Source organism: Xanthomonas chitinilytica (assembly GCF_026107455.2).
GTDB lineage: Bacteria > Pseudomonadota > Gammaproteobacteria > Xanthomonadales > Xanthomonadaceae > Stenotrophomonas > Stenotrophomonas chitinilytica.
This window is the reverse complement of sequence record NZ_JAPCHY010000007.1, coordinates 182,867-197,701: the sequence shown is the minus strand read 5'-3', so window position 1 is coordinate 197,701 and position 14,835 is coordinate 182,867. Positions and strand designations below refer to the sequence as shown.

The following is a 14,835-nucleotide window of genomic DNA, read 5'->3' as shown; positions in this document are numbered from 1 at the left end:
AGATGGCATTTGTCAGTGAGTGGTTCTGGTTCTTCCTGTTCCTGCCGTTGGCGGCGCTTGGCGGCTGGGTCATCGGTCGTCGTGGCGGGCAGCGCCACGGCGACAACCAGGTCAGCCGGCTGTCCAGCACCTATTTCCGCGGCCTGAACTACCTGCTCAACGAGCAGCCGGACAAGGCGATCGAGCTGTTCCTGCATATCGCCGAGCTGGACAAGGAAACCTTCGAGACCCAGGTGGCGCTGGGACACCTGTTCCGCCGTCGTGGCGAGGTCGACCGTGCGATCCGCCTGCACCAGGGGCTGGTCAACCGCAGCGACCTGAGCGACCAGCAGCGCGTGCAGGCATTGCTGGCGCTGGGCGAGGACTACATGAAGTCCGGGCTGCTGGATCGTGCGGAAACCGTGTTCACGGAACTGGCCCAGATCGACCAGCGCGCCCCGCAGGCGCTCAAGCACCTGATCGGCATCTACCAGGCCGAGCGCGACTGGGAAAAAGCCATCGACAACGCCACCCGCTACGAGGAGGTCAGCGGCGAGCCGATGGGCAAGCTGATCGGGCAGTTCGAGTGCGAGCTGGCCGAACGCCATCGCGGCGCCGGCAATATCGAGCTGGCGCGCCAGGCGATCGCACGCGCCTATCAGGCCGACGCGATGTCGGTGCGCGCCGGCATCATCGAAGGGCGTCTGGAAACCGACGCCGGCAACAGCGAAGCGGCCGTGCGCGCGTTCGAACGCGCCGCCCGCAACGACCCGGACTACCTGCCGGAGATACTCCCGGCGCTCCTGCAGGACTACCGCAAGGTGGGGGACCTGGCCGGCGCACGCGCGTTCCTGTCGGAAATGACCGAGCATTACCGCGGCATCGCGCCGGTGCTGGCATTGACCCGGCTGATGGAAGAGCAGGAAGGGGTGGCGCCCGCGCGCGCGTACCTGGGACGGCAGCTCAAGGACCGCCCATCGGTACGCGGCGAATCGGCGCTGATCGATCTGACCCTGGCGGAAGGTGCGGATGCCACCGCCACCTTGCATGATCTCAAGCACATCACCGACCAGTTGCTGGTACGCAATCCGGCCTATCGCTGCACGCGTTGCGGTTTCGGCGCGCGTACCCACCATTGGCAATGCCCCAGCTGCAAGGAGTGGGGGTCGGTGAAGCCGCTGCTCAATTTCGCGGTGCTTTAGTGCTGGGCGAGGTTCCAGGGACAACGGCGTTCATGGCCGCCGTCGCGGCATCGGCCGGCATGACCTGGTGGGCGCGGCGCTACGCGCTGCGTCGCAATCTGCTCGACCAGCCGGGAGAGCGCCGCAGCCACCGGACGGCGACCCCCCGGGGCGGCGGGATCGCGATCGTCGTCGTCCTGCTGGCGGGCAGCCTGCTGGCGGCACTTTCCTGGCCCCCCCAGGCCCTGTACCTGGTGACCTTCGCCATTGGGTTGGCGATGGTCGCGGGCATCGGCTGGTGGGACGACCACCGGCCACTGCCGGCGTGGACCCGGCTGCTCGTACATGTGCTCGCCGCGGCCATGCTGGCGGGCCTGGTATGGCACGCGACCGGGAATGTCTGGCACGCGCTGCTGGCGCTGGCGTTCACCGCATCGCTGATCAACATCTGGAACTTCATGGATGGGATCAACGGGTTGGCCGCATCCCAGGCGATTCTCGTCGGAGCGGCGATGGCACTGGTGTTGCCTGGTCCGCTGTCCCTGGCGGGCTGGCTGTTGGCTGCCGCCAGCCTCGGCTTCCTGCCCTTCAATTTCCCCCGGGCGCTTATTTTCCTGGGCGACGTGGGAAGCGGGGCGCTCGGCTTCGCCATTGCCGCACTTGTGTGCCTGGCGACGGTTGCAACGGACCAGAATTGGCTGGTACTGCTGTTGCCGCTGACAGCATTTCTCGTGGACGCAGGCTTCACATTGGTTTCGCGCATGCTTGCCGGCGAGCGGTGGATGGAGGCGCACAACCAGCATCTCTACCAGCGTCTGGTCAAACGCGGAACCAGCCATGTTTCGGTGACGTTTGCGTATTCGGTTCACACGGCGTTGGGTATTACACTGTTCACGATAATATGCATATCGCAGTCGATTCAGGGGACGGCTGCGGCGGTCGTGGTTATTGCATGGCTGGTTTGTTCGATCAGCCTCTGGTTGCTCCTGCGCAGGGAAGCTGAAAAAAAAGGACTGGATTCATGATGTCTTGGCGGGAACGTTTTACCGGTTTGATGCCGCGGGCCGCGATCATCACCCATGACCTCTTCATGGTGTGGGCCTGCTGGCAATTGCTGCATGCAGGACGCTATTCGTTGTTGCCGGATGCGCCGGCGCTGCCATTGTGGAACGTCGATACCCTGATTGTGCTGGGATTCCAGGCGGTAGTGTTCTGGCGCGTCGGCCTGTACCGCGGGCTTTGGCGTTTTGCCAGCGTCGCGGACTTGATGAATATCTTCAAGGCCAGTTTCATCGGCCTGGTGGCAATCATGATTGCCCTGGCCTACAAGCGTTTCGATGGGGTACCGCTTTCGGTGCTGGTGATGTACCCGTTTGCGCTGTCGGCATTGCTGGGAGCGCCCCGGCTGCTTTATCGGGCATGGAAGGACTACCAGGCGCAACAGTCCGATGCCGGGGCGCAACGGGTACTGATCCTGGGGGCGGGACATGCGGCAGAGGCGCTGGTGCGCGACCTGCGGCGCCTGGGGCATTACCAGCCGGTCGGATTGCTGGACGACGCGCCGCATCTGCACGGCGCCAAGCTGCAGGGATTGCCGATTCTGGGCTCCCTGGACGATGCTGTGATCGTGGCGCGGGAGACTGCGGCCAAGCTGCTGGTGATCGCCATCCCCACGCTGGATGCGACCGGCATGCAGCGGGTGGTCGCGATCTGCGAAAGCACGGGCATTCCATTCCGGACCGTGCCCAAGCTGCACGACATTCTCGAAGGGTATTCCCTGCCGGGCGAACTCAAGGAGGTCGCCATCGAGGATCTGCTTGGGCGCAAGCCGGTCATGCCGGACTGGAGTCTGATCCGCGGCTGGCTGGGCGGCAGGACAGTATTGATCACCGGGGCGGGGGGGTCGATCGGCTCCGAACTGTGCCGGCAATGTGCACGGCATGGCGCGGGACGGATCGTGCTGCTGGAGATCAGCGAACTGTCGATCCTGAAGATCCATGGGGAGTTGCAGCGCGGTTTCCCTGACCTGCAGGTCGATTGCGTACTCGGCGATTGCGGCGATCCGGCCGTCATCCGGCATGTGTTGACCTCTGCGCAGCCGGACGCGGTGTTCCATGCCGCCGCCTACAAGCAGGTCCCGTTGCTGGAGGGGCAGCTGCGCGAAGCGGTGCGCAACAACATCCTGGCGACCGAGAACGTGGCCCGCGCGTGTTCCGAGGCCGGCGTCGACAGTTTTGTCTTCATCTCGACCGACAAGGCGGTGGAACCGGCAAATGCCCTGGGCGCGAGCAAGCGCTATGCGGAAATGATCTGCCAGAGCCTCGACCAGAAGACGGCGAGTACCCGCTTCGTGACGGTCCGCTTCGGCAATGTGCTGGATTCCGCGGGCAGCGTCGTACCGCTGTTCCGCGAGCAGATACGCCGTGGCGGGCCGGTGACCGTGACCGATCCGGAAGTCAGCCGTTTCTTCATGACGATCCCGGAAGCCTGCCAGCTCATCCTCCAGGCGGCAGCTTCCGCATCTCGCGGTGCCATCTACACCCTGGACATGGGCGAGCCGGTGCCGATCCGGGTGCTGGCCGAGCAGATGATCCGGCTCGCGGGCAAGCAGCCCGGGCGCGACATCGCCATCATCTATACCGGTTTGCGGCCGGGCGAAAAACTGCACGAGACCTTGTTCTATTCGGACGAGGACTACCGCGCCACCTCCCATCCCAAGATCCTGGAGGCGGGCGTCCGCACCTTCTCGCGCGAGCAGGTACTGTCGAATATCCCGAAGCTGCGCGAAGCGGTGGCCGCCTATGACAACGAGGCCATCAGATCCATCCTGTTCGCGACGATGCCGGAGTTCCTGCCCGTAGTACAGGACGATAACTTCCGCTCTGCTACCGTTGTGCCTTTCCCAGCACGTGAGGCCAAAAGGTTTTGATGCGTACACGTATTCGCAAGGCGGTATTCCCGGTCGCAGGACTGGGCACACGGTTCCTGCCCGCCACCAAGACGGTGCCGAAGGAAATGCTGCCGATCATCGATCGGCCATTGATCCAGTATGCGGTCGACGAGGCCATCGAAGCCGGTTGCGACACGCTGATCTTCATCACCAACCGCTACAAGCATGCGGTGGCGGATTATTTCGACAAGGCCTACGAGCTCGAGCAGAAACTCGAGCGCGCGGGCAAGCGGGAGCAGTTGGAGCAAATCCGCCACGTGTTGCCCGAGGGCGTGCGTGCGGTGTTCGTGACCCAGACCGAGGCCTTGGGCCTGGGCCACGCGGTGCTGTGCGCCAAGCCCATCGTGGGCGATGAACCCTTCGCGGTACTGCTGCCGGACGATCTGATCTGGAACCGTGGTACGGGTGCGCTCAAGCAGATGGCCGACCTCAATGAAGCCAGCGGGGCCAGCGTCATCGCGGTGGAGGACGTGCCGCACGAGAAGACGGGCAGCTATGGGATCGTCGCCACCGACAAGTTCGACGGGCGCAAGGGCCATATCACCCAGATCGTCGAGAAGCCGAAGCCGGAGGATGCCCCCAGCGATCTGGCCGTGGTCGGCCGCTACGTGCTGAGCCCGAAGATCTTCGAACTGCTGGAGGCGACCGGTACTGGTGCGGGCGGTGAAATCCAGCTGACCGATGCCATCGCCCGTTTGCTCGAAAGCGAACCGGTGGATGCCTATCGCTTCGAGGGTACCCGTTTCGATTGCGGTACCCACCTGGGCCTGGTCGAGGCCACCATCCGCTTTGCATTGGAAAACGAGAAGCTGGCCGCACCGGCGCGCGAGATGATGCGGAAGGTACTGGCCGAGTAGGGTGGCATGTATTGCCGGTGCCCATCCGGGGCGCCGGACGCGAAAAGGGCAGCCGCGAGGCTGCCCTTTTCGCTTGCAACACGGCGAGTCGGATCAGAGCGCCTCGAACACGCCGGCCGCGCCCATGCCGGTGCCGATGCACATGGTGACCATGCCGTACTTCTGCTGGCGACGGCGCAGGCCGTGCAGCAGGGTCGCGGTACGGATCGCGCCGGTGGCGCCCAGCGGATGGCCCAGGGCGATGGCGCCGCCCAGCGGGTTGACCTTGGACGGGTCCAGGCCGCAATCGCGGATCACCGCCAGCGACTGTGCGGCGAAGGCTTCGTTGAGCTCGATCCAGTCCAGCTGGTCCTGCGTCAGGCCGGCCTGCTTGAGCGCCTTCGGGATCGCTGCGATCGGGCCGATGCCCATCACTTCCGGGCGCACGCCGGCCACGGAGAAGCTGACGAAGCGCGCCAGCGGCTTCAGGCCGTAGTCCTTGACCGCCTGCTCGGAGGCCAGCAGCACCGCGCCGGCGCCGTCGCTCATCTGCGAGGAGTTGCCGGCGGTGACGGTGCCGCCGAACTGGCCGTTGCGGAACACCGGACGCAGCTTGGCCAGACCCTCGGCCGAGGAGTCCGGGCGCGGGCCTTCGTCGGTGTCGGCCAGCTTGTTGCGGGTGATGATGCGCTTGCCATCGGCCAGGTCGGGCAGGTGAGAGACGATCTCGTAGGGGCTGATCTCGTCCTTGAACTCGCCGGCCTGGATCGCGGCAATGGCCTTCTGGTGCGAGGCCAGGGCGAAGGCGTCCTGCTCCTCGCGCGAGACCTTCCATTCCTCGGCCACCTTCTCGGCGGTGATGCCCATGCCGTAGGCGATGGCGACATGGTCGTTGTCGAACACGCTCGGCGCCATGGCGATCTTGTTGCCCATCATCGGCACCATCGACATCGACTCGGTGCCGCCGGCCAGCATCAGGTCGGCGTTGCCCAGGCGGATCTGGTCGGCGGCCATGGCCACGGCCTGCAGGCCCGAGGAACAGAAGCGGTTGACCGTCTGCGCAGCGATGGTGTCCGGCAGGCCGGCCAGCAGCACGCCGATGCGCGCCACGTTCATGCCTTGCTCGGCTTCGGGCATGGCGCAGCCGATGATGGCGTCGTCGATGCGGTTGACGTCGATGCCCGGCGCCTGCGCGACCACGGACTTGAGCACGTGGGCGAGCATGTCGTCGGGACGGGTGTTGCGGAACATGCCCTTGGGCGCCTTGCCCACCGGGGTGCGGGTGGCGGCGACGATGTAGGCGTCCTGGATTTGCTTGGTCATTGCTGTGATCTCTTGAAAGTGTTGTGAGCGTGAGAAGCGGGTGCGGACGGCAGGTTGCCGCCGCGCCGACGCCCACTCAGTTCCGCAGCGGCTTGCCGGTCTTGAGCATGTGCGCGATGCGGGCCTGGGTCTTTTCCTGCTGGGCCAGCTCGACGAAGTGCTTGCGCTCCAGCGTCAGCAGCCACTCTTCGTCGACCAGCGTGCCGCGGTCGACTTCGCCGCCGCACAGCACGGTGGCGATACGCACGGCGATCTCGTAGTCGTACGGGCTGATGAAGCGGCCTTCCAGCATGTTGACCAGCATCATCTTGAAGGTGGCGATGCCGACGTCGCCGGCAACCTGGATGCGGCGTGCCGGCAGCGGCGGACGGTAGCCACCCTCGGCCAGCGCCTGCACTTCCTGCTTGGCGATGTACAGCGCCTCGTAGCTGTTGAACACCACCTTGTCGGTCGCGCGCAGCAGGCCCAGCTCCTTGGCGTTGACCGCCGAGTTGGACACCTTGGCCATCGCCACGGTCTCGAAGGTCTTCTTCAGCTCGGCGAACACATCACCGCCCGGACCGGCGGCCTGCGAAGCGCGCACCGCCAGTTCCTTCAGGCCGCCACCGGCCGGCAGCAGGCCGACGCCGGCTTCCACCAGGCCGATGTAGCTTTCCAGCGAGGCCACGGTCTTGGCCGAGTGCATCTGGAACTCGCAGCCGCCGCCCAGGGCCAGGCCGCGCACCGCGGCCACCACCGGCACCAGCGCGTACTTGATGCGCTGGCTGGTGCGCTGGAAGTTGGCGACCATCGCCTCGAACTCGGCGATCTTGCCGGCCTGCAGCGCGCCCAGCGCGCCGGCCAGGTCGGCGCCGGCGGAGAAGGGTTCCTTGTGCTGCCAGATGACCAGGCCCTTGAAGTCCTTCTCGGCGCGGGTGATGGCTTCCTGCAGGCCGTCGAGCACCTGGTCGGAGACGGTGTTCATCTTGGTCTTGAAGCTGGCCACGGCGATGCCGTCGCCGTCGTGCCACATGCGCACGCCATCGTTCTCGAACACGGTCTCGCCCGGGCTGAAGGTTTCGCCCAGCAGCGGGTCGGGGAAGCGCTGGCGCTGGTACACCGGCAGCGCCGAACGCGGCAGCTTGGCATTGCGCGACGGGCTATAGCTGCCCTCGGCGGCGTGCACGCCGTCGCGGCCGTCGAACACCCAGTCCGGCAGCGGCGCGCTGCTCATGCTCTTGCCGGCGACGATGTCGTCGGCGATCCACTGCGCCACCTGCTTCCAGCCGGCGGCCTGCCAGGTCTCGAACGGGCCCAGCGACCAGCCGTAGCCCCAGCGGATCGCCAGGTCGACGTCGCGCGCGGTCTCGGCGATGTCGGCCAGGTGGTAGGCGCTGTAGTGGAACAGGTCGCGGAAGGTCGCCCACAGGAACTGCGCCTGCGGGTGCTGGCTCTCGCGCAGCCTGGCGAACTTCTCGGCCGGGTTTCTGATCTTCAGGATCTCGACCACCTCGTCGGCGGCCTTGCGGTCGGCCGGGCGGTAGTCCTGCTTCTCCAGGTCCAGCACCACGATGTCCTTGCCGACCTTGCGGAAGATGCCGGCGCCGGTCTTCTGGCCCAGTGCACCCTTGGCGATCAACGCCTCCAGCCACTTCGGCGACTTGAAGAATTCATGCCACGGGTCGTTGGGCAGGGTGTCGGCCATGGTCTTGATGACGTGGGCCATGGTGTCCAGGCCGACCACGTCGGAGGTGCGGTAGGTGGCCGACTTCGGGCGGCCGACCAGCGGGCCGGTCAGGCCGTCCACTTCGTCGAAGCCCAGGCCGAACTGCTGGGTGTGGTGGATGGTGGACAGGATCGAGAACACGCCGATGCGGTTGCCGATGAAGTTCGGGGTGTCCTTGGCATAGACCACGCCCTTGCCCAGGGTGGTGGTCAGGAAGGTTTCCAGCCCTTCCAGCACCGCCTTGTCGGTGGTGCTGGCCGGGATCAGCTCGGCCAGGTGCATGTAGCGCGGCGGGTTGAAGAAGTGCACGCCGCAGAAGCGGTGGCGCAGCTGCTCGGGCAGCACGTCGGCCAGCTTGTTGATGCCCAGGCCCGAGGTGTTGGAGGCCAGCACGGCGTGGTCGGCCACGAACGGGGCGATCTTCTTGTACAGGTCCTGCTTCCAGTCCATCCGTTCGGCGATGGCCTCGATGATCAGGTCGCAGTCCTTGAGCTGCTCCAGGCCGGACTCGTAGTTGGCCGGGGTGATCGCCTCGGCCAGCGACTTGCTGGCCAGCGGGGCGGGGCTGAGCTTGCCCAGGTTGGCGATGGCCTTGAGCACGATGCCATCGGCCGGGCCCTCCTTGGCGGGCAGGTCGAACAGCACGGTGTCGACGCCGGCATTGGTCAGATGGGCGGCGATCTGGGCACCCATGACGCCGGCGCCCAGCACGGCGGCGCGGCGGACTGGCAGGGAATTGGACATGTCGATAAGCCTTTGTTGGTCTGCAACTACTGGGTGGAAAGGGACATCGCCGCGGCCTGGGTCGCGCTGGCGCGGAACCCGGCTTCGGCGAAGTGGATCAGTTCGCGTGCCGCATGGGCACGATGCGCGGCTTCGGTGACATCCGCAGGACGCTTGATCAGGCCGAAGTCGGCCATCGCATAGGTCAGCGCGCCGGCCAGGAAGTCCAGGCGCCAGTACAGCTCTTCCTTGCTCAGGCCCGGCACGCAGACGGCGATGGCCTTGCCGAAGTCGCGCAGCACGTGGCCGTAGTGGTCGGACAGGAACTTGCGCAGGTTGTCGTTCTTCTCGGCATAGGCGCGGGCGATCACCCGCACGAAGGCGCCCCCGGTCTGGCGGTCCTGGGCCATCGCCAGGGCCGGCTCGACGAACGCCGCCAGCACCTGGCGCAGCTCGCCCGGGTGCTCGCGTTGAGCCGTGGCCAGCTGGGCCAGGCGGGCGGCGGTCATCTCGTCCATGCGCCGGCGGAATACCTCGTTGACCAGATTCTCCTTGGAGCCGAAGTGGTAGTTGACCGCGGCGATGTTGACGTCCGCCTGGCTGGTGACCTGGCGCAGCGAGGTCCCGGCGAAGCCGTGCTGGGCGAACAGTTCCTCGGCGGCGCCGAGGATGCGGTCCTTGGTGGAGAAATGGGTGGGCTTGGCCATTGCGCGGACGACAGTCAATCAAACGATTGTTTGATATTAGGCCCGTCAAGTCCATAGTTCATTTTGCAGTGCAGCATGATTCAGGCCGGTGCTGTGCAAGACCCGGGCGAGGAGATAGAATTGCCAGCTGAAATTCAGGCTAAGCCCGCGTTTTGACGCGGGTTTTTTTCATGCTAACCTCGGGCCGATCAGTGGCCCGCCCAACGGAGAAACTCCCATGGCGCTGGAGCGCACCCTTTCCATCATCAAGCCCGATGCCGTCGCCAAGAACGTCATCGGCGAAATCTACGCCCGCTTCGAGAAGGCCGGGCTGAAGATCGTGGCCGCCAAGTACAAGCAGCTGTCGCGCCGCGAAGCCGAAGGCTTCTACGCCGTGCACCGCGAGCGTCCGTTCTTCAACGCGCTGGTCGAGTTCATGATCTCCGGCCCGGTGATGATCCAGGCGCTGGAAGGCGAGAACGCCGTGCTGGCCCATCGCGAACTGCTGGGCGCCACCAATCCGAAGGAAGCCGCACCGGGCACCATCCGTGCCGACTTCGCCGAGTCGATCGATGCCAACGCCGCCCACGGCTCGGACTCGGTCGAGAACGCCGCCATCGAAGTGGCCTACTTCTTTGCCGCGACCGAAGTGGTTTCGCGCTAAACAAAGGTTGAAGTCGTGAACGAGGTCGTACAGACACCCGCCATCCAGCCGCTGCCGAAATCGGTGCCGACGGCTGGCAAGCAGAACCTGCTCGACCTCGATCGCGAGGGGCTGGAGCGCTTCTTCGCCGAGACCCTCGGCGAGGCGCGCTACCGCGCCCACCAGGTGATGAAGTGGATCCACCACCGCTACGTCACCGATTTCGACCAGATGACCGACCTCGGCAAGGCGCTGCGCGCCAAGCTGCATGCGCATGCCGAGGTCGTCGTCCCCAATGTCGTGTTCGACAAGCCGTCCGCCGATGGCACCCACAAGTGGCTGCTGGCGATGGGCGTGGATGGCAAGAACGCCATCGAGACCGTCTACATCCCCGACAAGAGCCGCGGCACCCTGTGCGTGTCCTCGCAGGTCGGTTGCGCGCTGAACTGCACGTTCTGCTCGACCGCCACCCAGGGCTTCAACCGCAACCTGTCCACCGCCGAGATCATCGGCCAGGTGTGGGTGGCCGCGCGCCACCTGGGCAACGTGCCGCACCAGCAGCGCCGCCTCACCAACGTGGTGATGATGGGCATGGGCGAGCCGCTGATGAATTTCGACAACGTCGTGCGCGCGATGAGCGTGATGCGCGACGACCTGGGCTACGGCCTGGCCAACAAGCGCGTGACCCTGTCGACCTCCGGCCTGGTGCCGATGATCGACCGGCTGTCCACCGAGAGCGACGTGTCGCTGGCGGTGTCGCTGCACGCGCCCAACGACGAGCTGCGCGAGACCCTGGTGCCGCTCAACAGGAAGTACCCGATCGCCGAGCTGATGGCCTCGTGCGCACGCTACCTGCGCGCCAACAAGCGCCGCGAATCGGTCACCTTCGAATACACCCTGATGAAGGGCATCAACGACCAGCCCGAGCATGCGCGCCAGCTGGCGCGGCTGATGCGCCAGTTCGACAACGCGGTGCAGGCCAGGGATTCGGGCAAGGTCAACCTGATCCCGTTCAACCCGTTCCCGGGCACCCGCTACGAGCGCTCGGACGAGACGCAGATCCGAGCCTTCCAGAAGATCCTGCTGGATTCGCAGGTGCTGACGATGGTGCGCAGGACCCGCGGCGACGACATCGACGCGGCCTGCGGGCAGCTGAAGGGGCAGGTGATGGACCGCACCCGCCGCCAGGCAGAGTTCCTCCGGCAACTCGAGAGCCGAGGCGGCAAGGATGCAGCGGCGTAACACCGGCTGGTTGCTGCTCGTTGCTGCCCTGGCCCTGGCCGGTTGCGGCAACGGGCAGAATGCCAGGACCGGCACCGTGCGCAGCACGCAGCAGGTGGCGCCCACCTACGACGTCCGCGACAGCCGCCAGGCACGCAAGGGGATGCAGTTCCGGGAGTTGCTGCGGATCGCGGTCGACCGCCTGCGCCATGGCGAACTGGACGAGGCCGAGCGCCATGCCCGCTCCGCACTGAAGATCGAATCGGGCATTCCCGATGCCTATACCGTGCTGGCGGCGATCGCCGGCCAGCGCGGCGAGGCCGAGAAGGCCGGGCAGCTCTACCGGCAGGCGGCCGAGATGGCGCCGGGGCAGGGCGACGTACTGAACAATTACGGGGCCTGGTTGTGCGCCAACGGCTATCCGGCCGAGGCCCTGGTCTGGTTCGACCGTGCCCTGGCCGACGGCGGATATGGCGCGCGGGCCTCGGCGCTGGCCAATGCCGGGGGGTGTGCGCTGGATGCCGGGCAACGCGAGCGGGCCACCCGCGACCTGCGGCAGGCGCTGGAGCTGGACCCGGCCAACGCCTATGCGCTGGAGTCGATGGCCCGCGGCGAGTACGCCGCCGGTCGCTATTTCGAGGCGCGGGCTTTCTCCCAACGCAGGCTGGCTGCTGCGCCGGCCACGGTTTCCGTGTTACAACTGGCCGTTCAGATTGAGGACAGGCTGGGCGACAAGGCTGCCGCCAGTCGATATCAACGACGGTTGCGCGAGGAGTTCCCTCAGGACGCAACCTTGAATCCCCAGGGCTGATGCATTGTGATCAATGATCCAGGTGTGAATGCTTTCGAAGGTGCAGTGGGATGTGGCGTCCGTCTTCGCCAGGCACGTGAAGCGGCCGGGTTGTCGCTCGATCAGGTGGCTTCCCGGCTGAAGATGCCGATGCAGGTGGTGCGGTCGCTGGAAGAAGAGCAGTGGCAGCGGCTGGGAGCCCCGGTATTCGTCCGCGGCCAGCTGCGCAGCTACGCACGACTGCTGAACGTGGACATCAGCGGGTTGCTGGAGCAGGCGCAGATCGCGCCGGTCGAGCCGCCGCAGCTGGTCAGCCACATGCATACGCCGCGCATGCGGCGGGTGGCCGAGAGTATCGGCCGTCGCGCGGTATACGTGGTCATCACCGCAGTGCTGGCGGTTCCGGTGTGGTATGCCAGCCGTAGTCATTTCAGCGACACGCCTCCCAGTACCGCCTCGCTCGACGTGGTGCCCGACGCGCTTGCGCCGGTGGCCGGTTCCGATGCGCCGGCCGGCCGCGCCGTGGAAGCCGCGACGCCGCGGGCCAAGCCGGGCAATGCGCCGTATATCGCCTCGATGGCGCCGATCGCGCGGTCGGTGCCGTCCGAGGCGCCGGTCCTTTCGCTCGATTTCAAGGGCGACAGCTGGGTCGAGATTTCCGCCCCGGACGGTGCGGCGGTGGAGAAGGCGCTGATCCGCAGCGGCGAGAAGCGCAGCTACCGCCCCGGCGAAGTCGGGCGGGTGGTGCTGGGCAATGCCTCGGAGGTCGAGGTTCAGCGGGCGGGTAGTACCGTCGACGTCCGCCCATTCCAGCGAGCCAATGTCGCACGCTTTACGGTATCCTCTGACGGTTCCGTGGCCCCGGTTTCGCACTGAGTCACGACGTTTTCCAATTCAAATCCAATGGCTCCCCCAGTCGGGCGGGGCGAGAGTACGCATGGCGATCGACGACCTGCTCGACGAGCACGAACAAAGCGAACGTGTCCGCACCTGGATCCGCAAGAATGGCGCCGGCATCGTCGGCGGTGTGGTGATCGGCATTGCCGTCATCGGCGGCTGGCAGTGGTGGCAGAAGGAACAGGTGGGGCAGCTGGCGCAGGCCAACGCCCGTTACGACGCGGTTACCCGCAGCCTGCGCTCCAAGGACCTGGACGAGGCGGCCAAGGAAGTGGCGGCGCTGGAAGCCGGCAAGGCCAGCATCTATGCCGACCTGGCCGCGCTGGAGCTGGCGAAGGCGCAGGTCGAGGCCGGCAAGAACGACGATGCCATCGCCACCCTGCGCGGGCTGAAGACCGAAGGCGATTTCAAGCTGCTGATCGACCAGCGCATCGCCCGGTTGCTGATCGAGACCGGCAAGGCCGACGAGGCGCTGTCGCTGCTGGCCGATGCGCAGGACAGCGCCAGCCTGGAGATCCGCGGCGACGCGCTGATCGCCCAGGACAAGCGCGACGAAGCGCGCGAGCTGTACACCAAGTCGCTGGCGGCACTGGACGTGGCGGCACCGCAGCGTCGGCTGGTGGAAACCAAACTGATGGATGCGGGCGGCACGGTGGCTGACCCTGCCGTGGAGCAGATCTGATGAAGCAGGTAGTCATGTTCAAGCGTGTGGCGACGGTATTGCTGCTGGGCGCTGCGCTTTCGGGTTGCAGCACGGTCAAGGGCTGGTTCGCCGGCAAGGACGCGGAAGCGAAGAAGGCGCTGGAGCCGGCGGAACTGGTCAAGTTCGAGCAGACGGTCAGCGTCGGCAAGTTGTGGTCCACCAGCGTCGGCAAGGGCGAAGGACGCATCGGCATCCGCCAGGCGCCGGCCGTGGCCGATGGCCGCGTCTATGCCGCGGCGGTGGAAGGCGGCGTGCGCGCCCTGGACCTGCAGAGCGGCAAGCAGATCTGGAAATACGAACCGGCCAAGGTCAAGAAGCAGCCGAAGCTGCGTCTGTCCGGCGGCCCGGGCGTGGGCGACGGGCTGGTGGTGATCGGCACGCTGGACGGGCAGGTGATCGCGCTCGACGCCAACGACGGCAGCGAGAAGTGGCGCGCCAAGGTGCCGGGTGAAGTGATCACCGCGCCGGCCGTGGCCCAGGGGCTGGTGTTCGTGCGCAGCAACGATGGCCGCATCACCGCGTTCGACGCCGCCGATGGCGAGCGTCGCTGGTTCAATCCGCGCGAACTGCCGACCCTGACCGTGCGCGGCAACGCGCCGGTGGTGACCGGCCCGGGCGTGCTGTTCATCGGCAACGACGACGGCAGCCTGGCCGCGCTGTCCATGCAGGACGGCCGCACCATCTGGGATCAGCAGGTGGGCACGCCGGAAGGCCGTACCGAGCTGGAGCGCATGGCCGACGTGGACGGCGCCCCGGTGCTGGAAGGCAACATCCTGTACGCGACCAGCTTCAAGAGCGAGACCCTGGCCATCGAAGGCCCGACCGGCCGGCCGTTGTGGTCGCGCGACCATGGCGGTGCCGGCGGCGTGGCGCTTTCCTCCGGCCTGGTGGTGGTGACCGACAGCAAGGGCATCGTGTACGGCCTGGACAAGAATGGCGGGTCAGCGCTGTGGTCGCAGCAGGCGCTGGCGCGGCGTTCGCTGACCGGTGCCGCGATCCATGGCGACTACGCCGTGGTCGGCGACTACAAGGGGTATCTGCATTGGTTGCGTCTGGACAACGGCGAGCTCGCTGCCCGCGCCAGGGCCGGGGGCGACGCGTTGTTGGCGCAGCCGGTCGTGGTGGACGGGATTCTGCTGGTACAGAATGTTGATGGTGACCTGACCGCATTCCGGTTGGGACAATAAGGAGTTCCGCG

13 protein-coding genes are annotated in these 14,835 nt (G+C 66.3%); 10 read left to right on the top strand and 3 right to left on the bottom strand.

Annotated features, from left to right (window positions below; all coding sequences use genetic code 11):
• Positions 1 to 2: 2 nt before the first annotated feature.
• From lapB to galU, 4 genes are read left to right on the top strand one after another with little or no spacing between them, the layout of a single operon-like run.
• Complete coding sequence (gene lapB, locus OK345_RS09710) at positions 3 to 1,181, top strand: lipopolysaccharide assembly protein LapB (protein ID WP_265127766.1); 1,179 nt, start codon at positions 3 to 5, stop codon at positions 1,179 to 1,181.
• A 32-nt stretch (positions 1,182 to 1,213) separates the two neighbouring features.
• Positions 1,214 to 2,185, top strand: coding sequence for an MraY family glycosyltransferase (locus tag OK345_RS09705; protein WP_265127765.1), 972 nt, complete (start codon positions 1,214 to 1,216; stop codon positions 2,183 to 2,185).
• Entirely contained in the window at positions 2,182 to 4,089 is a 1,908-nt protein-coding gene (locus tag OK345_RS09700) for a polysaccharide biosynthesis protein (RefSeq protein WP_265127764.1), read from the top strand. Before OK345_RS09705 ends, OK345_RS09700 begins: the two co-directional genes overlap by 4 nt.
• A complete protein-coding gene (gene galU / locus OK345_RS09695; protein ID WP_265127812.1) occupies positions 4,089 to 4,967 on the top strand; it encodes a UTP--glucose-1-phosphate uridylyltransferase GalU in 879 nt (292 codons plus the stop codon). Before OK345_RS09700 ends, galU begins: the two co-directional genes overlap by 1 nt.
• A 93-nt stretch (positions 4,968 to 5,060) precedes the next feature.
• On the opposite strand, the gene OK345_RS09690 is transcribed toward galU, so the two are convergent.
• The 3 genes from OK345_RS09690 to OK345_RS09680 form a co-directional block, all read right to left on the bottom strand.
• Positions 5,061 to 6,269: an acetyl-CoA C-acyltransferase gene (locus OK345_RS09690; protein WP_265127763.1), complete on the bottom strand. Its 1,209-nt coding sequence runs from the start codon at positions 6,267 to 6,269 to the stop codon at positions 5,061 to 5,063.
• A 76-nt stretch (positions 6,270 to 6,345) separates the two neighbouring features.
• Positions 6,346 to 8,718: a 3-hydroxyacyl-CoA dehydrogenase/enoyl-CoA hydratase family protein gene (locus OK345_RS09685; RefSeq protein ID WP_265127762.1), complete on the bottom strand. Its 2,373-nt coding sequence runs from the start codon at positions 8,716 to 8,718 to the stop codon at positions 6,346 to 6,348.
• A 26-nt stretch (positions 8,719 to 8,744) separates the two neighbouring features.
• Positions 8,745 to 9,404 (bottom strand): TetR/AcrR family transcriptional regulator, encoded by a 660-nt coding sequence (locus OK345_RS09680; RefSeq protein WP_265127761.1) that lies wholly within the window; start codon positions 9,402 to 9,404, stop codon positions 8,745 to 8,747.
• Positions 9,405 to 9,621: 217 nt separating this feature from the next.
• Here OK345_RS09680 and ndk point away from each other — a divergent pair, with 217 nt between their 5' ends.
• From ndk to bamB, 6 genes are all read left to right on the top strand, one after another.
• Complete coding sequence (gene ndk / locus OK345_RS09675) at positions 9,622 to 10,047, top strand: nucleoside-diphosphate kinase (RefSeq protein WP_265127760.1); 426 nt, start codon at positions 9,622 to 9,624, stop codon at positions 10,045 to 10,047.
• A 15-nt stretch (positions 10,048 to 10,062) separates the two neighbouring features.
• Complete coding sequence (rlmN, locus tag OK345_RS09670; RefSeq protein WP_265127759.1) at positions 10,063 to 11,268, top strand: dual-specificity RNA methyltransferase RlmN; 1,206 nt, start codon at positions 10,063 to 10,065, stop codon at positions 11,266 to 11,268.
• Positions 11,255 to 12,058, top strand: coding sequence for a type IV pilus biogenesis/stability protein PilW (gene pilW / locus OK345_RS09665; RefSeq protein WP_265127758.1), 804 nt, complete (start codon positions 11,255 to 11,257; stop codon positions 12,056 to 12,058). The genes rlmN and pilW overlap by 14 nt, the downstream gene beginning before the upstream one ends.
• A gap of 6 nt (positions 12,059 to 12,064) precedes the next feature.
• On the top strand, positions 12,065 to 12,913 hold the full coding sequence (locus OK345_RS09660; RefSeq protein WP_265127757.1) for a RodZ domain-containing protein: 849 nt from the start codon (positions 12,065 to 12,067) through the stop codon (positions 12,911 to 12,913).
• Between the two features lie 61 nt (positions 12,914 to 12,974).
• The gene (locus OK345_RS09655; RefSeq protein ID WP_265127756.1) at positions 12,975 to 13,616 is read left to right on the top strand and encodes a YfgM family protein; all 642 of its coding nucleotides are present in this window, start codon (positions 12,975 to 12,977) and stop codon (positions 13,614 to 13,616) included.
• Positions 13,616 to 14,824 carry an outer membrane protein assembly factor BamB gene (gene bamB, locus OK345_RS09650; RefSeq protein WP_265127755.1) on the top strand — a complete coding sequence of 403 codons (1,209 nt, stop codon included), beginning with the start codon at positions 13,616 to 13,618 and terminating at the stop codon, positions 14,822 to 14,824. Before OK345_RS09655 ends, bamB begins: the two co-directional genes overlap by 1 nt.
• Positions 14,825 to 14,835 lie beyond the last annotated feature (11 nt).